The 23110-nt window shown below is 43.2% G+C and carries 18 protein-coding genes; 2 read left to right on the forward strand and 16 right to left on the reverse strand.

Going from position 1 to position 23110, the window contains the following annotated elements:
- Nucleotides 1–149 precede the first annotated feature (149 nt).
- The 9 genes from CLOSA_RS12455 to lgt all read right to left on the reverse strand — a co-directional run bounded on the left by CLOSA_RS12455 (nt 150) and on the right by lgt (nt 9863).
- Nucleotides 150–1067, reverse strand: a complete 918-nt coding sequence (locus CLOSA_RS12455) for an ABC transporter permease (protein ID WP_013273123.1) — start codon at nt 1065–1067, stop codon at nt 150–152.
- 8 nt (nt 1068–1075) lie between these two features.
- Nucleotides 1076–2140 (reverse strand): ABC transporter permease, encoded by a 1065-nt coding sequence (locus CLOSA_RS12460; protein WP_013273124.1) that lies wholly within the window; start codon nt 2138–2140, stop codon nt 1076–1078.
- A gap of 3 nt (nt 2141–2143) precedes the next feature.
- Nucleotides 2144–3664 carry an ABC transporter ATP-binding protein gene (locus tag CLOSA_RS12465; RefSeq protein WP_013273125.1) on the reverse strand — a complete coding sequence of 507 codons (1521 nt, stop codon included), beginning with the start codon at nt 3662–3664 and terminating at the stop codon, nt 2144–2146.
- 174 nt (nt 3665–3838) lie between these two features.
- Complete coding sequence (locus CLOSA_RS12470; protein WP_013273126.1) at nt 3839–4882, reverse strand: BMP family protein; 1044 nt, start codon at nt 4880–4882, stop codon at nt 3839–3841.
- Nucleotides 4883–5194: 312 nt separating this feature from the next.
- A complete protein-coding gene (locus CLOSA_RS12475; protein ID WP_013273127.1) occupies nt 5195–5938 on the reverse strand; it encodes a response regulator transcription factor in 744 nt (247 codons plus the stop codon).
- Nucleotides 5916–7736 (reverse strand): cache domain-containing sensor histidine kinase, encoded by a 1821-nt coding sequence (locus CLOSA_RS12480; protein ID WP_013273128.1) that lies wholly within the window; start codon nt 7734–7736, stop codon nt 5916–5918. The genes CLOSA_RS12475 and CLOSA_RS12480 overlap by 23 nt, the downstream gene beginning before the upstream one ends.
- Nucleotides 7737–8008: 272 nt before the next feature.
- Entirely contained in the window at nt 8009–8710 is a 702-nt protein-coding gene (locus CLOSA_RS12485; protein WP_013273129.1) for a hypothetical protein, read from the reverse strand.
- Nucleotides 8711–8829: 119 nt separating this feature from the next.
- Nucleotides 8830–8982, reverse strand: a complete 153-nt coding sequence (locus CLOSA_RS22145; protein ID WP_013273130.1) for an aspartyl-phosphate phosphatase Spo0E family protein — start codon at nt 8980–8982, stop codon at nt 8830–8832.
- Complete coding sequence (gene lgt, locus CLOSA_RS12490; RefSeq protein WP_013273131.1) at nt 8979–9863, reverse strand: prolipoprotein diacylglyceryl transferase; 885 nt, start codon at nt 9861–9863, stop codon at nt 8979–8981. Before lgt ends, CLOSA_RS22145 begins: the two co-directional genes overlap by 4 nt.
- 205 nt (nt 9864–10068) lie before the next feature.
- On the opposite strand from lgt, the gene ychF reads away from it, so the two are divergent.
- Entirely contained in the window at nt 10069–11166 is a 1098-nt protein-coding gene (gene ychF, locus CLOSA_RS12495; RefSeq protein ID WP_013273132.1) for a redox-regulated ATPase YchF, read from the forward strand.
- A gap of 738 nt (nt 11167–11904) precedes the next feature.
- Here ychF and CLOSA_RS12500 read toward each other — a convergent pair.
- The 4 genes from CLOSA_RS12500 to CLOSA_RS12510 form a co-directional block, all read right to left on the reverse strand.
- Entirely contained in the window at nt 11905–12498 is a 594-nt protein-coding gene (locus tag CLOSA_RS12500; RefSeq protein WP_013273133.1) for an accessory gene regulator B family protein, read from the reverse strand.
- 2 nt (nt 12499–12500) lie between these two features.
- Complete coding sequence (locus tag CLOSA_RS22150; protein ID WP_013273134.1) at nt 12501–12644, reverse strand: cyclic lactone autoinducer peptide; 144 nt, start codon at nt 12642–12644, stop codon at nt 12501–12503.
- Between the two features lie 141 nt (nt 12645–12785).
- Nucleotides 12786–13799, reverse strand: a complete 1014-nt coding sequence (locus CLOSA_RS12505; RefSeq protein WP_157669018.1) for a sensor histidine kinase — start codon at nt 13797–13799, stop codon at nt 12786–12788.
- 263 nt (nt 13800–14062) lie between these two features.
- On the reverse strand, nt 14063–14815 hold the full coding sequence (locus CLOSA_RS12510; RefSeq protein WP_242647733.1) for a LytR/AlgR family response regulator transcription factor: 753 nt from the start codon (nt 14813–14815) through the stop codon (nt 14063–14065).
- A gap of 560 nt (nt 14816–15375) precedes the next feature.
- Between CLOSA_RS12510 and CLOSA_RS12515 the strand changes: the two genes are divergently transcribed.
- Nucleotides 15376–16083 (forward strand): DUF5131 family protein, encoded by a 708-nt coding sequence (locus CLOSA_RS12515; RefSeq protein ID WP_013273137.1) that lies wholly within the window; start codon nt 15376–15378, stop codon nt 16081–16083.
- 249 nt (nt 16084–16332) lie between these two features.
- Here the strand turns inward: CLOSA_RS12515 and tnpA are convergent, their stop codons facing one another.
- The 3 genes from tnpA to gltB form a co-directional block, all read right to left on the reverse strand.
- Entirely contained in the window at nt 16333–16788 is a 456-nt protein-coding gene (tnpA, locus tag CLOSA_RS12520; RefSeq protein WP_013273138.1) for an IS200/IS605 family transposase, read from the reverse strand.
- Between the two features lie 247 nt (nt 16789–17035).
- The gene (locus tag CLOSA_RS12525; protein WP_013273139.1) at nt 17036–18523 is read right to left on the reverse strand and encodes a glutamate synthase subunit beta; all 1488 of its coding nucleotides are present in this window, start codon (nt 18521–18523) and stop codon (nt 17036–17038) included.
- A 12-nt stretch (nt 18524–18535) separates the two neighbouring features.
- The gene (gene gltB / locus CLOSA_RS12530) at nt 18536–23095 is read right to left on the reverse strand and encodes a glutamate synthase large subunit (protein ID WP_013273140.1); all 4560 of its coding nucleotides are present in this window, start codon (nt 23093–23095) and stop codon (nt 18536–18538) included.
- Nucleotides 23096–23110: the final 15 nt, after the last annotated feature.

Genomic DNA, 23110 nt, shown 5'->3' on the forward strand with positions numbered 1-23110 from the left:
AAGAACAATTTCGTATAAATTTCATTTTGATTTGGCTACTCTGTAACTGCGGACACCATGCCTTAGATTTCTTCCAAAATATGGAAAAAGCACCTCCTGAGGCAGTGTCGGGGAATACACTGGTCAGGAGATGCCTGTTTATTTTCTATTTAGTTTTCTTTGCTGTAAGCCACTCCCAGCTTTGCCGGTACATTAAAATTCCTTCTTGATACGGTAAGCACAATGGTCAGCAGATAAGGCATTGCAATGAATAATTCGTTGGGGAAATAGCTTCCTCCTCCCACCGACTGCATATATATGGCGATGGCCTCCGTAAGTCCGAAAACCACGGTTCCTGCGACGGCTCCTTTGGGATTCCAGTTGCCAAGAAAGCATATGGCAAATGCGATCCAGCCGCGGCCGCCGATGATATTTGTGGTGAACATTCCCAAATATCCTACAGAGTAGAATGCACCTGCGATTCCTCCCATGACTCCTGCCAGCAGGACGGTAAAGAACCGGACCGCATTCACATTGATGCCGGCTACATCCACTGCTTCCGGATTTTCCCCGGTAGAACGAATGGTCAGACCAAAGGAAGTTTTAAATAAAAGGAAATAGGAAGCTGGAATGAGAAGGTAAACCACATAAGTCAATAAATTCTGCCGGAAGAAAACAGGGCCAATGACTGGAATCTGACTGAGGAGGGGAATGGCGATCTCAGGCAGAGGGCTGATTTTTAAAGGTGCGGTTGGGACTCCGAACAATACCCTTTGTAAATAGGTACAGATTCCTGCTGCCAGTACATTAATGGCAGTACCTGTCACAACCTGGTGCTGTTTTAAATAAATACATACGACGCCATATACGGCTGCTGCCACAAGTCCTGATAGAATCGCGGCAAGAATGCCGATGAATGCGCTGCCGGTCAGATAGGTTCCCACAAATCCACCCCAGGCCCCCATAAGAAATATCCCTTCAATGGCAGTAACCATCATACCAGAACGCTCTGCGATTACTTCAGCTATGGAGCCAAACAGCAGTGGAGTACTCATCATCAGAGCACGTTTTAATAAGCTTATGATCATAACCTGTTTCACGCTCCTTTCTGCAGTCTGCGCTTCTCTCTCCTGTTTTCCATATAGTGCCGGAAGAAATAGGATATGATAACGAACAGCATGACGAATCCCTGCATCAGATCTACAATGCTTGCAGGAACATTGACCCCTGGCATGCGGCCCATGAGATTTCCCATGACACCCAATGCACCAAATAATACAGAGGCAAAAATAATTCCAATGGGATTGGCATTCGCCAGTATGGCGATACCCAGACCGGCGGAACCTACTCCGCTGTTAAAATCCTGGATCAGCATATGCTGAACCCCGTTAACTTCTGTGAATCCGGCAGCACCTGCCAGGGCGCCGCTGATAAAAAATGCGGTCACAAAGATCTTATTGGAATCAATTCCTGACATCCTGGCTGCGGAAGCGTTACTTCCAACTGCACGGATCCTGTATCCCAGAGGTGTTTTATAAAGCAGGATCCAAATGCCTACGGCAGCCAGAACTGCAAGTATAAATCCGATATGAAGCCTGGTTCCCTTTACGATGACAGGAAGCCATGCCGCCCTTGTTATGGCATCTGTCTGCGGGTACTCTCCCTTGGATTCCTTTAAAAATGTGCGCAGCAAATAATTCATGACCGCCAAAGCAACATAGGTGGACATCATACTGACCAGAAACTCATTGGCCTTGTAGCGTGCCTTTAAAAATCCGATCAAAGCTCCCATAAGTCCTCCAGCCAGTGCCGTTGTAAGGCACACAAGGATCAGAAGCAGTGCTGTGGGTACCTTTCCGTCAAGCTGTAAAGACAGGGCTATGGCTGCAACAGAACCCATATAAAACTGTCCCTGTGCGCCAATGTTAAATAAGTTAGCCTTAAAGGTAAACGCAAACGCCAACGCTGTAAAAATAAGAGGCGTTGCCTTTAAAAATACTTCTCCCATGGTATATTTATCCGTAAACATGGTCTTAATGGAATATACAAATACCTCTCCCGGATTAATATGCAGCAGCAAAAGCATGAGGCCGCTTAAGAGCAGGCCGGCAATGATGGCAGCAGCATTTGTCACGATCATGTCTCTGATTTTTGTATTCATGCCTTACGCCTCCTTCTCCTCTTTGTAGCCGGCCATTAATAGACCGATCCGTTCTGTGTTTAGTTGGTCATGATCGTAGATTCCCATAAAAGAACCTTTGTAGATCACGGCGATTCTGTCGCAAAGCTGGAAAATCTCAGACAGTTCTGTGGATACCAGAAGGATTCCCTTTCCATTTCGACCCTCTGCCAGAATGTTGTTGTGAATGTTATGAATGGCTCCTAAGTCCAGACCCCTGGTAGGCTGATCCATGATCAAAACCTTGCCTGCATTTCCCACTTCCCTGGCAAGAATGACTTTTTGCTGGTTTCCCCCTGACAAACCCTTGATCTGGGCATCCGGGCCGGGTGCCTTGATTTCAAATTCATCAATGGCTTTCTGCGTATCATTCTGGAGTTTCTTCCTATTTAAAAGGCCATGGACCGTCCACTTTTTATCAAAGCTGGTCTTTAACATCATATTTTCAGCCAGTGTCATGTCTCCCACCATGGCATCCCTGTAACGGTCCACCGGAACGTATCCGATCCCTAAATCAATGCGTTCCCTTACGGAAGAGGCTGTAATATCCCTGCCGCTTAAAAGTACCTTTCCAGAAGTAACGGGGAGCGCACCGCAGATCACTTCACAAAGCTCTTCCTGTCCGTTTCCGCTCACTCCCGCTACTCCGAAAATCTCACCTTCCATAATCTGGAATGACAGGTCACTTAATAAAGGAGTCTCCCCTTTGCGCTGAACGGTGACTGATTTCAATTCCAGGCAGACCCTTTTTTCTTTTTTCTCTCCCGCCTGATCCCGCTTTGGTGCCACCATTTCCTTTCCCATCATCAGCCTGGTCAGTTCCACCTCATTGGTGTCCTTTGCAGAAAGGTCTCCCGTAAGCCTGCCGTTCCTCATAACAATGATCCGGTCAGCCACCTCCATTACCTCCTTCATTTTATGGGTGATGAAGATAACAGAATTTCCTCTGGAAGTATACTCTTTTACAAACACCATCAGGGTATCAGCTTCCTGCGGCGTCAGAACTGCCGTAGGCTCATCCATGATCAATAAGCTTGTCTTCAAATAAAGGGCTTTTAAAATCTCCACCTTTTGCTGCACTCCCACTGCAAGCTCCTCCACCTTGGTATCGACAGGAATTTGAAACCCGTACTGGGCCGACAGTTCCTCTACCTCCTTTTTGCATTTCTCATAATCAATGACGCCGTTTACATTGCCTAAAATAATATTTTCCGTGACCGTATGCGCGGATACCAGGGAGAAATGCTGCTGAATCATAGAAATTCCTAAAGCCATGGCATCTTTGGGGGAGTTGATTTTCTGCTCCTTTCCATCCATCAGGATCTGACCCTCATCCGCACGGTAAAGACCGTAGAGGATCTTCATAACAGTGCTTTTCCCTGCTCCGTTCTCACCTAACAGCGCCAGCACTTCCCCCCTATTTACGGAAAAAGAAATATCCTTGTTTGCCACCACCCTGGCAAAATATTTCGATACATTCTTTAATTCAAAAAACGGTGTATTCACGAAGCTCCTCCTCTTCTTAGGAAATAAAACACGCTTTGCGGGTTTTTCTTATTTGACGTAACATTTGCCGATTGAACATGTAAGCGTACGTTCGGCTCATTGCCCGTGCAAACAACGAGGGCTTCGCAGTTGAAACAATCTTGTTTTTTCCTGCAGCAGCCCTCCGGTTTTCTCTTATTTCTCAAACAACGCCTGTAAATCTACCTTTCCATCTTTGAAATCCTTAATTCCCTGATCAACCGCATCTTTTATTTCCTGGGTGATATTGTCGGTATATACCGGTACAAAGATATCTTCATTAATTCCTGCTTCATGAACCATATTACCGGAAAGCTTGCCATCCATATAAAGGCCCAGAGCCCAGATATAGAAATTTTTAAAATCAAAATTAACAGAAGCTACGACAGTATTGGGATCAATGGTTGTCTGATCACTGGAAAAGCCGATAAATTTTGCACCCTTCGCTTTTGCTGCCTCAATACTTCCGAGACCTACCTCATTGGCATAAACAAACAGGGTGTCTGCTCCGTTGTCGATCATCTGCTCTGCCATCTGCTTGCCAAGGGCTACGTCATTCCAGCTGTTTGCATAGGCTCTCGTGGCCTTTGCACCGGAGATACCGCGGCTTTCTGCAATTTTTACTGAGTTCTTTTCATATACATCCATCAAGTGCTCCATGGGTTCATTGGGAAAGCCTCCGATGGTTGCGAAGTTACCGTTTTTTGTCACATTTCCCGCAAGGATGGAAGCGATATAACTGGCTTCATATTCCTTTGGAAAGATGGGAGCCACATTGTCTCCATCACATTTGGAACCATTTACCGCACAAAAAGTGGTATCCTTATAATTGGGAGCCACTGCTGCCACTGCTTCATCAAACTGAGAACCGGCCGCCATAATAAGATCATAGCCTCGTTCCGCATATTCACGGAATGTGGATTCATAGTCAGAAGCCTGCACATTTTCTATATATTCCATTTTCGTGCCCAGCTTTTCGTTACATGCTGTAAGGCCTGCATAGTTTGTGGCATTCCAGCTTTGATCATTGATCGGTCCTGGAAGGATCAGGACAATTTTATAATCCGCAGCACTCTTTCCGCTTGCCTGAGCCTTTGTTTCAGCCGCCCCTTCTGTCTTACCTCCACTACTGCAGCCACTGAGTACAAGTGCTGCTGCCGTTATCCCTGCCATGAGCAATGCGCCAAATCTTTTCTTCATACGAAATTCCTCCTTTTTTTGAGTCTGTCCTCAGTCAGATATCCTGCAGCTTCCTAAGGGTTCAAGCGAGTTTACCTTCGGTATGCTGCCTTCGTGGAAATTAATCTGAAAGTGATACCATGCTGGCCTGATTCACAGACGCTTGTAAGTTGTTTGTGATAATAGATTATCATTTTCCGGCATTGGCCACAATTCTATTAGATTACTATTTATACCAAAATATTATGTTTTTTGTTATTATGAACAAATAAAAGAAAGACAGGAGAAACTTTTTAGTCATTTTCCCGTCTTTATTATTTGATTCTAAGGAGTTTATCGTCTGTTCCGGTACTCCAGCGGAGTGATTCCATATGCTTTCTTAAAGGCGCTGCTGAAATATTTCGCTTCTCTATAACCCACCATTTCCGCCACATCTGCCACCTTATATTCTACATGGTTTAAATAGGACTTTGCCTTTTGCATCCGGTATTCGGTCACATATTCCATAAGATTCTTTCCTGTATGGCGTTTAAAAAGCTCACACAAGTAGTTAGGAGAAAGATGAAGTTCCCTGGCCATATCCTTTAGGGTGATCTTACCTCCATAATGGACCTCAATATACTGGATGGCTTTCACCACCAGCAAATTCCCGACTTCATTTTCCCCTTCCGCTGACTGATTTTGTTTCCCGTCTTTTTCTGAGGCTTCCGGCTGAAGCTCCCGCTCCACTTCTCTTAACACGGAAATAAGCTCCCTTGGGTCCGTAGGCTTTAGCAAATATCTGGTCACCCCCAGTTCAATGGCCTTCTGGGCATAGGAAAAATTGCTGTACCCGCTTAAAATAATGATTCGGAGCTTTAAGTTTCTTTCCCGAATCTGGCGGATCAGCTCAAGGCCTGAGACTTCCGGCATTTTTATATCCGTAATGATCACATCGGCCTCCAGTTCATACAAGGCCTTAAGGGCAGAACGGACATCTTCAAATATCCCTGTCACTTTAAAGCCTTCCTGGGCATCCAGCAGCTTAAAAAGTCCCTTTCTGATTTTTGGTTCATCATCCACGATGATCAGCTTCATGTCTGGCATTTTCTCCTTTCTCTGTACCCAATTCCGTTACCGGCCGGTGTTCTTTCGGTATTCGCAGGCTTACAATGGTTCCTTTTCCATAAATGCTTTCTATGACAATCCCATAAGGATCCCCATAATGAAGTCGGATGCGCCGGTCTACGTTCCTGATCCCGATTCCGGTATGGCCCTCCTTTTCTATATCAGGTAATTCATCCCTGATATGACTAAGCTGGCTTAAGGTCATACCAATACCATTATCCTCCACCGAAATGATCATATCATCTCCAACCCCTTTTATCGTGATGGAGATGTTCCCTTTCCGGTTTCTGGGTTCAATTCCATGGGTGATGGCATTTTCCACAATGGGCTGCAGAATCAGTTTCGGAACCTGGACAGCAGCCAGGTTTTCCTCCACTTCAAGGGAATATTCCAGCCGCTCTTCCAAACGGTTTTTTTGGATTTTTAAATAACACTGCACATATCCGATTTCCTTTTCCAGAGGCACAAAGGCATGTTCATCCTCTATGCTGTAACGCATTAGGCCTGCCAGGGAAAGAATGATATCACTGATATCATATTCTTCCCGGTCGATGAGCATCCAGTTGACAGAGTCTAAGGTATTATAAAGAAAATGGGGATTGATCTGTGCCTGAAGAGCCTGGACCTCCGCATTTTTCTGAGCGATCTTCTCCTGATAAACCTGGCGGATCAGGGTATTGATCTCTTCCAGCATGTAATTAAAGGATTCTGTCAGTTCACCAATTTCATCCTTTCTTTTATTTGAGACCCGGACAGTAAAGTCTCCCTTCTGTACCTGCCCCATTGCCCTTGAAAGCCGCTTGATAGGACCTGCCATGGTGTAAACCAGGAGAACGATGACCACGGCTATTCCTAAGGTACTTACCGTTCCCACCAGCCATATGGCCTTGTTTAAATCCTCTGCCTGGGGAAATAACCCCTCAAAAGGTATGGCCGAATAGGATTTCCAGCCAGTGATGCCATTGTATTGCCCGCAGACATAGTATTTCTTGCCATTCCATTCCAGTTCAAAACGGCGGATCCCCCGTTCAAAACGGTCGTTGATTTCTTCCTGCCAACCATTGTTTATCTTGGGATTGCTGCAAACCACCTGCCCCTTTTGGTCCACAATAAACAGATATTGGTACTGGAACAGCCCCTGGTTCCCCAAAAGAAGATTGCTGAACATATCGGGATCCAGTTCAATCACCATGACTCCTAAGTTTTTTTCTTCCTCCTTGTCCTGGATAGCCCTGACAACAGTCACTGCCTGATGCTCTTCTCCGGAAGGTGAAAAAAGCTTTGGCATGATACCTGTCCACACCGTTTTATTATTTCTGCCGCCAAGCGCCTCATCGTAGCTTTTAAGTATATCCTTTGAAAGATACATTGGTCCGGAACCGTGGGTCTTGACTGTTGTATACATTACCTGGGATGTGTTGATGATGGAAATGTCCATCTGCTCTCCAACGGATTTTATAAGGCTCCGGCAGTACTCATCAAGATAAGTCCTGTTGGCCCGCTGATCCCCTTCATCCCAGCCTGGAGTGCATGCATCCCGCACCAGCTGGCTGACCACCGCATTGTCAAGGATCTCCATGATATAACGGACCTTAACATTGATGTTAACATCAATGCGGTTAATGGTATCTGACATTTCCTGTTTTTTATTTTTTACCACAATGTCCTTGCTATGGGAAAAAGATAGACTCCCTATAATAGCCCCTTCCATCATGGCTGTTATAATAAAAACAAGAGTCAGCTTCATTCGGAACGACAAATGCTTCATTTTCCCACCTCCGGATACATTCTACCGTCTATGTAACAGTTTTCGACAATTCTAAGTTAAATATTACATCCCTCCGTCAGTTGTGTCAAATTGCTTTTCAGCAATCTCGCCGGAGTATTTCCATAAAAGTGCAGCGTCTTGCAAAGAACCTCCTGGAGCTTAATCTAAAGTTTCCCCAGTACCGCATGATAAAAAAAGGGTAAAAGCATCGCTGCTTTCACCCTTTTCCCGATTATATTCCGCCTTTTTCCATTTTCGCGGAATTTAACTGATTATTCTTTCAAATGGTATTCATATATATCGGCAAAATTCTGCTTTTCGCAGTAATAAACAACAGCACCGGCACTGTCGTAAACCATCGAAATATCAGTATTCCATTGGCCGCTGCATTGCTTTACGGCATTCAATATTTCAAAGGCTCTGGACACTGTCATGGGTTTATTTTCGGACAATAATTCAGACCCTATCATGTACCGGCTGCAATGCATTTCTGCTCCCGCTTCTTTAATATCCTTAACCGAAACATTTGTCATGATCTGAAATTCCCCCTGTTTCAGAGGATTGTAGAGATATCCTCTTCCCGGCTCTATGATCCATGTATTTCCCATGGTTCCGCATATCATGTTATGAGTGCTCCAGCCAGGTACATTTACGATCTCTGTCTGTTTCAAAAAATCCTCCAAAGCATCCACTTGAACGTTACCGTCAATAATGCCTGAAATAAGTTTTGTGGTATGAACGACTCCTTTTGCCCGCCTGTATTCTCCTTTTCCATTAGATTCAACGCTAAGGTTATTAAAAAAGATCCCGGACTTATGAACCCCGAAACTTGGGCTTTTAGTTTTTCCTGTATCAACAGATACAATAAACCAATCCTTTTTTTTAGTATCGAAGCTGTATTTTAACCCATTGTTGTCAAAGTTCATCCCAATAAAGTAGCCATTGTCCGCCATTTTAATGAAACTGGTACACATGATCCTGCTCTCCTTTTGTATGAAATATTGGAATTTATTACAAAAAAAGCACGAAAAGAAATCCATCTCTTTCCGTGCTTTTCCCAAGCCTGCACAAAATACATTACAGACTTTCGGTATTAATAGCCTGCTGCAATATATTGTTCAATTAATTTATCCAGTTCCACACTTCTGTGATAAATAATATCTTCATCATCATGCTCAATGCTTTTATTTAATCTTTCCCTTGCTTCTTCAATATCGTGTATTAACTCTTCTTTTGACATCATCATATCATTACTTCTCCTTTGCTCTTTTTTCGTATCTGTCTGTGTTTGCAGAAGAGCACAAGAGTAGATATCACTACCAGAATTAATGACAGTGCCTGAGACACCGGAATGCCAGTACTAAAGAATATTAGCTGGTCCGTGCGGAGTCCTTCAATCCACACTCGTCCCAAACCATAGCCAAGCAGGTAAATAAAAAGCATCTCCCCATCAAACCTCTTGCGTTTTCTGTACCAAAGCATAAATAACAGCACGCATAGATTCCAGACCGATTCATAAAGAAAGGTAGGCTGTACCTGTATATACTCCACACCATCTTTTACGATCAAATGGTTCAAAAGCTCTCTTGATATCATATTCTCATTAACCAGCGCTCTTCTGATTCTCATAGCAAACAGGCTGTTGGTATATCCGCCAAACGCCTCGCAATTAAAGAAGTTTCCCCATCTTCCTATAATCTGCCCGGTTATCAATCCTAGGCATCCAGTGTCCGCCAAGGAAAAGAAGGAAAGTTTCTTTACCCTGGTATAAACAATTAGAGTCAAAACGGCCCCTATGACACCTCCATAAATGGCCAGTCCTCCTGCCCTGAGATTTAAAATTTGAAGCAGGTCATTCTTATAATTGTCCCAATCAAATAAAACATAATAGATCCGGGCTCCCATTATAGATATAATGATTGCATATAGGGTATAATCCAGATAAATATCCGGATTTTGTCCCCTGCGTTTTGCATCGCTTGTTGCAACCCAAAGACCTGCTAATATTCCAACCCCTATGATAATCCCGTAAAATGCAATGCGGAATCCAAATATTGAGATACTGTTTCGCAAATGGTCGATTGTAATTCCCAAATGGACAAAACTAATATCTGCCGTATTTGCCATTCGTCTTCTCCTTTCGATGTTTTCTTTATTTTACCCCGTGAAAACACAAAAATCAAACATATTCGCCCGACATATTCAACTATAATTCGACAAACTATTGATTCTTGTGTTTTTCCCTTTTATTTTTGCGGATAATATGCTATTCTATATTAGTTGCAGACAAAAATCAACCATAAATATAAACAATATTAGGAAGGTAATTGCTATGAAATTAGGTATTGTCGGATTGCCAAACGTAGGTAAAAGCACCTTGTTCAATTCTCTTACAAAGGCTGGGGCAGAATCTGCTAACTATCCATTTTGTACCATTGATCCCAATGTGGGAGTTGTTCCTGTTCCGGATGTGCGCTTAGGCCAGTTGGCCGCTCTTTATGATTCCGCAAAAATCACTCCTGCCGTTATTGAATTTGTGGATATTGCAGGACTTGTAAAAGGAGCTTCCAAAGGGGAAGGCCTGGGCAACCAGTTTCTTTCCAACATCCGGGAAGTAGATGCTATCGTCCATGTGGTCCGCTGCTTTGAGGATACCAATGTAATCCATGTAGATGGAAACGTAGATCCCCTGCGTGATATTGAAACCATAAATCTGGAGCTGATCTTTTCCGACTTGGAAATCTTAGACCGCCGCATTGCCAAAAGTACAAAAGGCGCCATGAATGACAAATCTCTTGCAAAGGAACTGGAGATTTTAAAAAGGATCAAAGTCCACTTAGAAGATGGAAAACTTGCAAGAGGGATGGAGATCGAGGATGGGGATGAAAAAGAATTCATATCTACCCTTAATCTTCTCACCTTTAAGCCTGTGATTTTCGCCGCCAATGTTTGCGAGGACGACCTGGCTGATGACGGAATTTCCAATGAGTATGTGGAAAGGGTTCGCAAATTTGCAAAAGAGAATGATTGTGAAGTATTTGTTATCTGTGCTCAGATCGAACAGGAAATCGCAGAGCTGGAAGAAGATGAAAAAAAGATGTTCCTGGAAGATCTGGGCCTTACAGAATCAGGCTTGGAGAAGCTGATCGCAGCCAGCTATCATTTGCTTGGACTCATCAGCTATTTAACTGCAGGTCCAACAGAAACAAGAGCATGGACCATAAAGGAAGGGACCAAAGCACCTCAGGCTGCCGGTAAGATCCACTCGGATTTTGAACGTGGCTTTATACGTGCGGAGGTTGTGAATTATCAGGATCTTCTGGACTGTAAAACCTACAGTGCAGCAAAGGATAAAGGACTGGTCCGCCTGGAAGGTAAGGAATATGTAGTGAAGGATGGGGATGTTGTCCTGTTCCGATTTAATGTATAAAGCCAGTCTCGCTGCCCCTGCCAAACCGTTATCTATATAATACTTATAATGTATGCAGAGTCAAAAAAATGATTTCAAGTTTTGGCTCTGCTCCTATTGTAATTCCTTTATAAAGTATTAAACATATCAAATAGGCAGATTACCATCTGGCAACCGGAATATATGAAGATTCACGGTCTGCTTCATCCTGACATAAACTTCAATATTGGATGACCGGATGTTCTATTTGATCATTTCGTTCAAATCGAAAATGGTGCAAACAAAGCACAGTTTAACCGAATAGTAAAACTGCTTTTTTGTTTACACCATCTCCGATTCTAATCCAAAGAATTGTAACAATTTTTAAAAACTACGTGGGGCATCTTTTCCATAACTATTTGTCAGGTTCAAATCAGAAACACCATAACCGGCTTCTATGTTTGAAGCAACCGTTTAATACTGGTCATAAGTATTTGTTATTCTAATCTCCATATCTTTGACACTGCCGTTAGGTTTCATTCAAAACCTGGAATGGTAAGAAGCATTGCATCTGCCATTATTCGTTGTAAAGCTATTTTATATTTAAGCTTAATTCATTACTCAGTATAGTATTCTCTCAAAGATCACTTATACTTTCATTTCCCCTATCAGTTAATGCCATTAGTTATATAACTTTTATTGTTGAATATTACCCTGGCCACTGTAAATTTATAAGAACTTTCCAAAAGCTCTGCCTGCGTTTCTTCTTCCAGGCTGCATTCAGCTTGTCTTAACTATATTTTTTCTTTCACCCAGATTTTTTAATTTCCCCAGTACAAGCATAATAGATAACGTAATTAATGCAAGCATGATACAATGAGAAACATCAGGCAATCTTACAATTTGAAAAATCACCACCATACCAACCAAAACATATAATACAACTTTGGTCCGCTTTTTGAAAACAACAGTTTCCGTTGCATCCAAGGGTTTGTTGCTATCTTCCACCGGCGCAAGCAGCAAAATCACCACACTGGATCCTATGACCGAAACCAAACCAATGACACTGTTCCATATAGGCAATCTCATTGATATAAGTGCCGCTATTGCCATAATAATCGAAAGCAGATAACATCTTAAAGGGGTCTTTGCATGATATCCTCCCGCACAGGATCTAAGCGGGAAATAGGCAAACATAAACAATATGCTTTCCCATACCTGTCCAAGGATAATACCAATGGTTACAGTCGTCAGTATGTTCCAAATGATGATGAAACCTTGCTGTAAACCATAAATATACAGTTCCCTATCCTCTTCTCTGATGATTCCGTTTCCCTGCAATAGGGTAACTACACGTTCCGTAAAAACAGTCATTGTTAAAATTTGCGAAGTTTCTCAGCACCATCCGGGAGTTTTGGCTGGTGTGCGTAAAAGGTGCAAGCAGCGTTTACATTCAAAGTTGTTACCATAAGAGCCAGTGTAGCAATCACGCCACCATATTTCATAATCAGTTTTTTCATATATTATTACCTCCTTTGTTTTTATTGATTATATCATTTATATTCCATTATGCGGGTTTTTGCTGCGAGTGACATATGTTTTTGTAATGAATGAATGATCTATTAAGAAGGTGAAGAGACAGGAAGAATATTCTCCTGTTTTTAATCAACATACATCAGTAAAATAGAAGTGAATGTGGTTGAATTATATTCAATATCCATAGAACCATCATATTTTTCCAAAATCCTTTTTATGTTTTTGATGCCTAACCCATGATTGATGTTATCTTTCTTCTTAGTAACCAGATTATTATCCCGTTCTATGATAATTCCATTAAAAGTATTTGAAACTTTTATTATAAATTGTCCTCTGTTATGCTTGATTTTTACTGATATCATACGCCTGTTTTCAATGGCCTTTAGTGCATCAATGGCATTATCAAGTAAATTTCCCAAGATAGTTGCCATATCAAAAGCAGGTACTTGTAAATCCCTTGGTAAATTAATATCCAGGCTAATTTCTGCATCCAGCTTGGAAGCTTCCTGCAGCTTAAAATTAAGTATGCTGTCAACAACTACATTGCCTGAATGTGAAAATACCGTTTTATCATCAAAAGCAGAAATTATGTCATTTAAACATTGCAGCAGTTCCTCATGGCAATGGTTTTTGGCGAGAGACTGTAATGCCAGCAATTGGTTTTTCATATCATGCCTGATTGATAAGGTTGCTTCCAAAGAAGCTTTCATAATTTCCAGCTGCTTTTCATAATATTTATTTTGCTCTGCAAATAAAAGCTTTTGGCTTTGTTCTAAAAACATTTCAGATATCTTATCATACAGATAAAATACAGAAAAGTTGGTCACCAGAATTAAGATGATACCAATAATAACATAGGAAAATTTCAAATTGCCGGACGAAAGAAGCAACAACATTAAATATAATGAGGCAAAGGGGATCACTGAAATACAAATCCAATAAGTGGATGGAATACTGATTCCTTTTTTAATATGCTTATACTTAGATAAAATGATAACCACTGCATAAGAAATGATCTGCATTGCAACAATGCCAAAAACAGAGTCAAAATCATTATGCTTTAAAATCGGAAGTTTAAAATATCCTATAAACAGAATCAGCAATACTTCTATGCACATTAGAGTCAGATAAATTGCCATAACTGAAAATATCCGTCTTTTCAATGACCCCTTATAATTAAATGTCAGCAGAAAAAAAAAGCAGATATTGGAAACCAGCATTATGACAGAAATCTTAGTCAACAGGTAAATAACTGTAATGAATACATAACAGGATGCATAGGAAGCAAACTCCCACTTTCCCTTTACCTGCCGCTGGCTGCGGTCAAATAACACCATCATAAACTTATAAATAATGTATGTCCGAAAGAGATTGGAGATCATATAAATGATATCATACATGCTTAATTGCACGATTCTTCCTCCTTCTCATAAGATATAAGCAAGTCCCGGACATCTTTCCTTCTGCGCTGGCTTATAAGCAAATGCTCACCATTCCGCATAATAACTTCCTCATATCTAAATTTAGATACAAAAGCATAGTTAATGATGTAAGATCTATGAATTTGAATAAATTGATAGCTGGAAACCTGCGTTAAGACGGCTTCTATTGTGCTGTAAAAACAAACATTACCTTTAGTTGAAACTAATTTTATTTCTCTGTCTAAACTTTCAAAATACAAAATATCTTTTATTGGAATCTTATGTACGCTATGACCAATTTTGTATGAAAACACATCATTGCGCTTCCCCAGGATTTTTAAAGCTAATTTTATATCCGCAATAATTTTCTCTTTCTCTACTGGTTTGGGCAAAAAATGCATGGGCTGCACTTCGAACAGCTGTCGGTCATAGTTATCCTTTGACGATATGTACACGATATTGGTAATATAATTTTCCAGCTCATTTCGAATCCTGTTCCCAAGCTGAATGCCATTTAAATCCTGCATTTCAATATCTAAAAATATTAAATCAAATGCATATTCATTTACTATAAATTTATATAAATCACTTCCGGAATAGAAAACCTCAACCTCTAAATGTATGCCAGATTCCTTTTGAAAATCCAAAATAATTTTTTCTATTTCTGCACAAACTATTTGCTCATCATCACAAACCGCAATTTTCAGCATAAGTCCACCTTCTTTATCAGCCACTTCTCCTTTGTTTAATCATCATATTTTAATCATTATGGGAGTGTGAGCTTATTTATCCTTTGTTAAATAAAATACATCGCATCTTCCATTATAAGGGAGGTCTACCTTTTGTGCATCTACTATTTCCAATTCTCTTTCCCATATTATTTGATAAAACTATCAGCCTTCCTATTTATTTACCGTACTTAAAATATACTCAGGGAATTTTGCAGGAACCGCCGTCTCCGGAATAAATGGTATTCAGAAAAATCAAGCCAGCCATCTGGATATGATGTATATGACCAGGACCGACAGGAAAAGAACTGATTTCATTCCGATACCGGTAAAATAATTCCGTAAACACCCTTCAAAAATTTTTTTATTCATTTTCTCCATGTCCTCCATGTGCAGAAAACTGTTAATACCTTCACTAATACTATAATAAGTAACACCGCTTTTTTACAGGTTGTAATTATCGTTAATGATACTTTATTTTTTCGTTTTATGAAATCTATCTGGAATTTTTCCTTATATCATGTTAAAATCATATAATAGAGAAATTTTATATGGGGAGGAAAGTCATGGCTGTCTGGAATCCATGGAGGGGCTGCCGCAGGTGCAGCGAAGGCTGTAAATTTTGTTATATTCATAAAGGGGACCGCAAACGAGGGATTAATACGGAAGAGATTATAAAGTCAGATAAATTTGAGGCACCGGTCGCTAAAAATAAAAAAGGCGAATATAAAATGAAATCTGGGCAAACGGTATATCTCTGTTTTTCCAGTGATTTTTTGATCGAAGAGGCCGATGAATGGAGAAATGAATGCTGGGCAATGATGCATCAGCGTCCTGATCTGCATTTTGTCTTTTTAACAAAGCGGATTGATCGATTTTTACAGTGCATTCCAAAAAACTGGGGGGAAGGTTATGATCATGTAACGGTCGGCTGTACCATTGAAAACCAGGACAGGGCGGATTACCGTCTTCCCATATTCTCCCAGCTTCCCATTAAACATAAAAATATTATTTGCCAGCCTCTTATCGAGGATATCCACTTAGAAAACTACCTGGAAGGTATCCAACTGGTTGTCGTGGGAGGCGAATCAGATTATCATGCAAGGCCCCTTCATTATGACTGGGTTTTATCCTTAAGAGAACAATGTATGGAAAAAGGGGTGCGTTTTCAGTTCCGGCAATGCGGCACTCATTTCATTAAGGACGGAAAAGAATTTACCCTGAAGACCAGGGATTTATGCAGCCAGGCGCGAAAGGCCGGGATCGATTGCTGATACAGTGATCGCAAAATTCCATTCCCATACAGTATGCTTCAAAGCAATTACCTGCTGCTCCGGCCCCAATGTTATAACAGGCGAATGAACGGCAGCATTTAGTCAAGACCACCCGTAAAACGGGTGGCTTGTGAAAAGGGTATAACCCTTTGATACTAGGCCAGCGTCTCAAGGCGCTGGCTTTCACTTCGTTCAAGCCACTATGCTTTTGACTCGTCGCCGCCCCTGAAGGGGCCTTTGTAATACCGACTAACCCTTAAAAGGGTCCTCGTATTCTTTTACACTTAGTTTATCTTGCATAATATCCGCTTTTTCCTGCTCCTGTATATATTTTCGGATGGTGTCCTCATTTAGTCCTACTGTGCTTACATAGTATCCTTCCGACCAAAAATGTCGGTTTCCGAATTTATACTTTAGGTTTGCGTGGCGATCAAACATCATAAGGGCGGATTTGCCTTTCAGATAACCCATAAAACTGGATACGCTAATTTTAGGCGGAATACTTACCAGCATATGTACATGATCCGGCATAATATGGCCTTCTAAGATTTGGACCCCCTTATAATTACATAGTTGCTTCAAGACTTCTCTCAAATCTTCCTTGTATTGATTATAAATTACTTTTCGTCTATACTTAGGTGTGAAGACGATATGATATTTGCACATCCATTTCGTGTGTGCCAGTTCATTGGCTTTCTTCGCCATTGAAATCACCTTTCCTTTCTCTAATAGTGGCTTGGACACCTCTATTATAATCGGAAAGGTGATTTTTTGTATAACTTACTGACTCGCACCCGCATAGCGGGTGGTTTATTATTTCACATGGATTCATTTCTCTTAAAGAGAAACTCACCCATGTTCAACAGGCTAAAGCCCATAATAAAAAAAGAGGTTTTGCTCAACAGATGACTGAAATCTGTTGTGCAAAAGCCTCTCTTTGACTATCAAATCCTTATGCCAGGTTTGAATATCCCATTAAACTGATGTCTACTTCCCTGGCCACTTCCCGGCCTTCTCTGATGGCCCAGACCACCAGTGACTGTCCCCGGCGCATGTCTCCGGCAGCAAATACCTTATCCACATTTGTCTTGTATTTCCCGTTTTCAGTTTCCACATTGCTTCTGCCGTTTAATTTTACGCCAAAAGCGTCAGCCACATAATTCTGCGCCCCCAGAAACCCTGCCGCAATCAAAACCATGTCAGCCGGAACTTCTTTTTCACTGCCGGCGATTGGTTCCATGCTCAGACGGCCTGTTTTTTCATCCTTTTTAGGCTCCAGACCCATAAGCACCGCTTTTACCACCTTGCCGGATTTATCCTTGATAAACTCCTTTACTGTGGTCTGATATACCCTGGGATCCTTTCCAAATACAACAATGGATTCTTCCTGGCCGTAATCGGTTTTCAATACTTTCGGCCATTGGGGCCAACGGTTGTCCGGGGTTCTTTTATCAGGCAGTTTGGGCATCATCTCAACCTGTATCACGGACGCACAGCCATGCCGGATGGCAGTTCCCACACAATCATTTCCGGTATCGCCGCCGCCGATGACAATGACATGCTTTCCTTTTGAGGATAGATAGCCCTGATCCTGTAAGTTGGAATTTAACAGGCTCTTTGTGGTGGACTTTAAAAAATCCACAGCAAAATAGATTCCCTCAGCATCTCTTCCAGGAACTTTTAAATCCCTGGGATTAGAAGCACCGCAGGCCAAGATGATCCGGTCAAACTCTTTTAGAAGATCTTTGGCTTTCTGATTTTTCCCTACATCAGCACCTGTCAGGAAGGTCACACCTTCCTGCTTCATGATCTCTACCTTCCGCTCAATGACATGCTTTTCCAGTTTCATGTTGGGGATTCCATACATGAGGAGGCCGCCGGTACGGTCTTCCCGTTCCAGAACAGTGACGCTGTGCCCTCTTTTGTTCAACTGATCTGCCGCTGCAAGCCCTGCCGGACCGGAACCAATGACTGCTACCTTTTTGCCTGTGCGGATCTTTGGAGGTACCGGACCTGCAATGCCGCTTTCATAAGCCCGTTCAATAATGGCCAACTCATTTTCCTTGATGCTCACCGGGTCACCGTTTAAACCGCAGGTGCATGCCGCCTCACAGGGAGCCGGGCATACCCTGGCGGTGAATTCCGGAAAACTGTTGGTCTTTTTCAGCCTGTTGTAGGCCTGCTGCCATGTTCCTGTATATACAAGCTCATTCCACTCAGGGATTAAGTTATTAAGGGGACAGCCGGAAACCATTCCCTTCAAGATCACTCCGGACTGGCAGAAGGGGACGCCGCAGTCCATACAGCGGGCTCCCTGACATTTTTGTTCTTTTTCAGAAAGAGGCAGATGAAACTCGTTATAATTTTTAATACGAGCCTTGGGGTCTACCGTTTTTCCCGTTTTTCTGCTATATTCTAAAAATCCTGTTGGTTTTCCCATTTCTGCTCCTCCTTATTTTTTTGTATTGGCATAAAATGCTTCAATCTGCGCCTGTTCACTGCTTAAGCCCTTTTCTTCCATCTGAACGATGGTGTTCATCATCCGCCTGTAATCATGAGGCATGACTTTCTTAAATTTAGGCAGGTATTCTCCAAAGTTATCAAGGATCTCTTTTCCCCTTGCAGAATTGGTATATGCCACATGCTCCTTGATCATGTCTTTCAGTTCAAGAACATCATATTTATTGGTGACCTCTTCAAAAGAAACCATTTCCTTATTGAGCCGCTTATAAAAATCCCTTTTTTCATCCAACACATAGGCAATGCCGCCGCTCATTCCAGCAGCAAAGTTTTTGCCGGTGGAGCCAAGCACTACTACCCGGCCGCCTGTCATATATTCGCAGCCATGGTCTCCCACGCCCTCTACAACAGCAGTTGCACCGGAGTTTCTGACGCAGAAGCGTTCGCCGGCGATCCCGCAGATAAATGCCTTCCCGCTGGTGGCACCGTACAAAGCCACATTTCCAATGACAATGTTCTCCTCAGCCTTAAACTTAACACCCTGAGGGGGATAAACTACCAGCTTTCCGCCGGAAAGTCCCTTTCCGAAATAGTCGTTGCTGTCCCCTACCAGTTCCAGGGTAAGGCCTTTGGGAATAAAAGCTCCAAAGCTCTGTCCGCCGCTGCCTGTACAGTTGATGGTAAAGGTATCCTCAGCAAGACCCTCAGGGTAAAGCCTGGTGATTTCCGAACCAAATATGGTGCCTAAAGCCCGGTCCGTATTGGATACATCAATATGAAGGCTCTTTTTCTGACCTCCCTGGAGAGCCTCTCTTAATTTTTTAAGTATAATCTTCTCATCAATGGTCTTATCCAGTCCAAAATCAAATCCCTGCTTCTGGCCGTAGCCCGCCCGCTTCTGCCCGGCATAGGAATTATTCAGTATAGCAGAAAAATCCACCTTGCCTGCTCTTTCCGAAGAAATACTGTCTTTCTTCTTCAAAAGATCGGTTCTTCCCACAAGCTCATCGACGGTACGGATGCCAAGCCTTGCCATGTACTCCCGAAGCTCTCTGGCAATAAAATGCATGAAATTAATCACATGTTCCGGTTTTCCTTTAAAGCGCTTCCTAAGCTCCGGATTCTGGGTGGCAATCCCCACCGGGCATGTGTCCAGATTGCAGACCCTCATCATGACACAGCCCAGGGTCACAAGGGGAGCTGTGGCAAAGCCAAATTCCTCTGCCCCCAAAGCGCAGGCAATGGCGACATCACGTCCTGTCATCAGCTTGCCATCCGTCTCCAGAATCACCTTGTCCCGCAGCCCATTCATGATCAGGGTCTGGTGGGCCTCCGCCACACCTAACTCCCATGGAAGCCCTGCATTATAAATGGAGTTTCTGGGAGCCGCTCCGGTCCCCCCATCAAAGGAAGAAATCAGGATTACCTGGGCACCGGCTTTTGCAACGCCTGCGGCAACCGTGCCCACACCTGCCTCAGAAACCAGCTTAACAGAGATCCTGGCCTCTGTATTGGAATTTTTTAAATCATAAATCAACTGCGCAAGATCCTCAATGGAATAAATATCGTGGTGAGGCGGAGGGGAAATAAGCCCTACGCCCGTAGTTGAATGCCTGGTTTTTGCGACCCACGGATATACCTTTTCCCCCGGAAGCTGGCCGCCTTCTCCCGGCTTTGCACCCTGAGCCATTTTAATCTGGATCTCCCTTGCGCTGACTAAATACCTGGAGGTTACGCCAAAACGCCCGGAGGCCACCTGCTTAATGGCAGAACAGCGGTTTACACCGTCTGCTCCCGGAGTCAGACGCTCCAGGCTTTCACCGCCCTCGCCGCTGTTTGATTTGCCGTGAATCCGGTTCATGGCAATGGCCAGGGTTTCATGGGCTTCCTGGGAAATGGAGCCGTAGGACATGGCTCCCGTCTTAAACCGCTTGACAATAGACTCTTCACTTTCCACTTCTTCCAATGGAATTTCCTTTGATTTGGAATAATCAAAGTCCAGAAGGCTTCTTAAATTGACTGTCTGCCCCTCTTCCGTCAAAGCATGAGTATATTCTTTAAATGTTTCGTAGCTTCCGGTTCTGGCAGCCTCCTGAAGGAGATGTATGGTAACCGGATTGTATAAATGCTCCTCCTGCCCAGCCCGTTCTTTATGGCTTCCAACGCTCTCCAGTGTCAGATCCACGTCAAGGCCAAGAGGGTCAAAGGCGGCTGAATGAAGTACATCCACATCATTGGCAATGTCATCAAGGGTGATCCCTCCCACTCTGCTGACTGTATCCGTAAAATATTTGTCAACCACCTTCCTGGAAATTCCGATGGCTTCAAAGATCTGGGCTCCCTGATAGGACTGTATGGTGGATATCCCCATTTTGGAGGCGATCTTTACGATGCCATGAAGTACCGCTGCGTTATAATCTTCTACAGCCGCATAGTAGTCCTTATCCAGCATGCCTCTTTCCATGAGGGAGCGTATGGACTCCTGGGCAAGGTAAGGATTGATGGCACAGGCTCCATAGCCCAGCAAAGTGGCAAAATGATGTACCTCCCTTGGCTCTCCGCTTTCCAGTATAAGTGCCATGGAAGTCCTCTTCTTTGTCTTTACCAGATGCTGCTGAAGCGCAGATACCGCTAACAGGGAGGGAATAGGCACATGGTTTTCATCAATATCCCGGTCAGACAGGATAATGATATTGGCCCCATCCCTGTGAGCCCGGTCCGCCTCCAGAAAGAGCCTGTCAATGGCTTTCTCCAGGGAGGTATTTTTATAATAGGTTATGGGGATCACTTCAACCTTAAAGCCGGGCTTTTTCATGTTTTTAATTTTTAACAGGTCCGTACAGGTGAGAATGGGATTATTGACTTTCAGTATCTTACAGTTTTCTGCTGTCTCCTCCAGGATGTTCCCTTCTTCACCTACATAAATAGTAGTGGAAGTGACAATCTCTTCCCGGATGGAGTCAATGGGCGGATTAGTAACCTGGGCAAAGAGCTGTTTAAAATAATTGAACAGTGGCTGATGCTTCTTACTTAGCACTGCCAGAGGACTGTCGGCACCCATGGCGGATACTGCTTCTGCACCATTTAAAGCCATGGGCAGGATCATGGTCTTGTATTCCTCATAGGTGTAGCCATAGGTCTTCTGCAGCTTCGCCCTTTCCTCTTCACTCATGGCAGGAACTCCCTTATTGGGGATAGGCAGGTCACGTAATTCAATTAAATTGGAATCCAGCCATTCTCCATATGGCTGGCTGGCAGCATAATATTCCTTAAGCTCCTTATCGCTGATAAGACAGCCCCTGACCGTATCGATGAGAAGCATTTTGCCGGGACGAAGGCGCTCCTTTTTCACCACATGGTTCTGCTCAATATCGATGGCGCCTACCTCGGAGGCCAGGATCATCTGATCTTCATCTGTAATATAGTATCTGGACGGGCGAAGACCATTGCGGTCCAAAACAGCTCCCACCAGATCACCGTCGCTGAATACAATGGAAGCCGGGCCATCCCACGGTTCCATCATAGTGGCATAGTAACGGTAAAAGTCTTTAATCTCCTGGGACATGGATTTGTCATGCTCCCATGGTGCCGGAATGGTCACCATAACAGACAGAGGAAGATCCATTCCGCTCATCATCATAAATTCCAACGCATTATCTAGCATGGCTGAATCCGAACCTTCCTGGTTTATAATTGGAAGGACCTTATGCATGTCATACCGGAAATACTCGGATTCCATATTCTCTTCTCTGGCCATCATCTTATCCACATTGCCCCGAATGGTATTGATCTCGCCGTTATGTACAATGAGACGGTTGGGGTGAGCTCTCATCCAGCTGGGGTTGGTATTGGTACTGAACCGGGAATGAACCACAGCGATGGCAGATTCATAATCCTTATCCTGAAGATCCGGGAAAAACTTTCTTAGTTCCTTTACCAAAAACATCCCCTTATAGACAATGGTCCTGCTGCTTAAGGAAACCACATAGGTATTGTCGTTGCTTTGTTCAAAAATACGTCTTGAAACGTAAAGCTTCCTGTCAAACTCCAGTCCTCTGGCAGTATCCACCGGTTTCTTCACAAAGCCCTGGGCAATGCAGGGCATACAATCCACCGCCTTGGCGCCGATCAGCTCCGGATGAATGGGCACATCTCTCCAACCGGAAAATTCAAGACCTTCCTTTTTTACAATGATCTCAAACATCTTCTTAGCCTGGTTTCTGGCAAGCTCATCCTGGGGAAAGAAAAACATTCCAACGCCGTACTCCCTTTCCTCTCCAAGCTCTATGCCAAGAGGCTTTGTCACTTTTTTGAAGAACTTATGAGAGATCTGGAGCATGATTCCGACTCCGTCCCCTGTTTTCCCTTCCGCATCCTTTCCTGCACGGTGTTCTAAATTCTCCACGATATGGAGAGCCTGCTCCACCGTTTTATGAGTCTTTACGCCTTTTATGTTGGCTACCGCTCCGATGCCGCAGTTGTCATGTTCAAAGCGGGGGTCATATAGCCCCGGCGATGCCTTCTTAGTGGGGGATTTTGTATTCATATCCATAATCTCATCCTTTCC

Source organism: [Clostridium] saccharolyticum WM1 (assembly GCF_000144625.1).
GTDB lineage: Bacteria > Bacillota > Clostridia > Lachnospirales > Lachnospiraceae > Lacrimispora > Lacrimispora saccharolytica.

What these genes read in the sequence shown, in the direction of transcription:
- CLOSA_RS12455 (WP_013273123.1), bottom strand. Translation starts at nt 1,067, where the DNA reads ATGATCATAAGCTTATTAAAACGTGCTCTGATGATGAGTACTCCACTG.
- CLOSA_RS12460 (WP_013273124.1), bottom strand. Translation starts at nt 2,140, where the DNA reads ATGAATACAAAAATCAGAGACATGATCGTGACAAATGCTGCTGCCATC.
- CLOSA_RS12470 (WP_013273126.1), bottom strand. Translation starts at nt 4,882, where the DNA reads ATGAAGAAAAGATTTGGCGCATTGCTCATGGCAGGGATAACGGCAGCA.
- CLOSA_RS12475 (WP_013273127.1), bottom strand. Translation starts at nt 5,938, where the DNA reads ATGAAGCTGATCATCGTGGATGATGAACCAAAAATCAGAAAGGGACTT.
- CLOSA_RS12480 (WP_013273128.1), bottom strand. Translation starts at nt 7,736, where the DNA reads ATGAAGCATTTGTCGTTCCGAATGAAGCTGACTCTTGTTTTTATTATA.
- CLOSA_RS12485 (WP_013273129.1), bottom strand. Translation starts at nt 8,710, where the DNA reads ATGTGTACCAGTTTCATTAAAATGGCGGACAATGGCTACTTTATTGGG.
- CLOSA_RS22145 (WP_013273130.1), bottom strand. Translation starts at nt 8,982, where the DNA reads ATGATGATGTCAAAAGAAGAGTTAATACACGATATTGAAGAAGCAAGG.
- lgt (WP_013273131.1), bottom strand. Translation starts at nt 9,863, where the DNA reads ATGGCAAATACGGCAGATATTAGTTTTGTCCATTTGGGAATTACAATC.
- ychF (WP_013273132.1), top strand. Translation starts at nt 10,069, where the DNA reads ATGAAATTAGGTATTGTCGGATTGCCAAACGTAGGTAAAAGCACCTTG.
- CLOSA_RS12500 (WP_013273133.1), bottom strand. Translation starts at nt 12,498, where the DNA reads ATGACTGTTTTTACGGAACGTGTAGTTACCCTATTGCAGGGAAACGGA.
- CLOSA_RS22150 (WP_013273134.1), bottom strand. Translation starts at nt 12,644, where the DNA reads ATGAAAAAACTGATTATGAAATATGGTGGCGTGATTGCTACACTGGCT.
- CLOSA_RS12505 (WP_157669018.1), bottom strand. Translation starts at nt 13,799, where the DNA reads ATGGCAATTTATCTGACTCTAATGTGCATAGAAGTATTGCTGATTCTG.
- CLOSA_RS12515 (WP_013273137.1), top strand. Translation starts at nt 15,376, where the DNA reads ATGGCTGTCTGGAATCCATGGAGGGGCTGCCGCAGGTGCAGCGAAGGC.
- tnpA (WP_013273138.1), bottom strand. Translation starts at nt 16,788, where the DNA reads ATGGCGAAGAAAGCCAATGAACTGGCACACACGAAATGGATGTGCAAA.
- CLOSA_RS12525 (WP_013273139.1), bottom strand. Translation starts at nt 18,523, where the DNA reads ATGGGAAAACCAACAGGATTTTTAGAATATAGCAGAAAAACGGGAAAA.
- gltB (WP_013273140.1), bottom strand. Translation starts at nt 23,095, where the DNA reads ATGGATATGAATACAAAATCCCCCACTAAGAAGGCATCGCCGGGGCTA.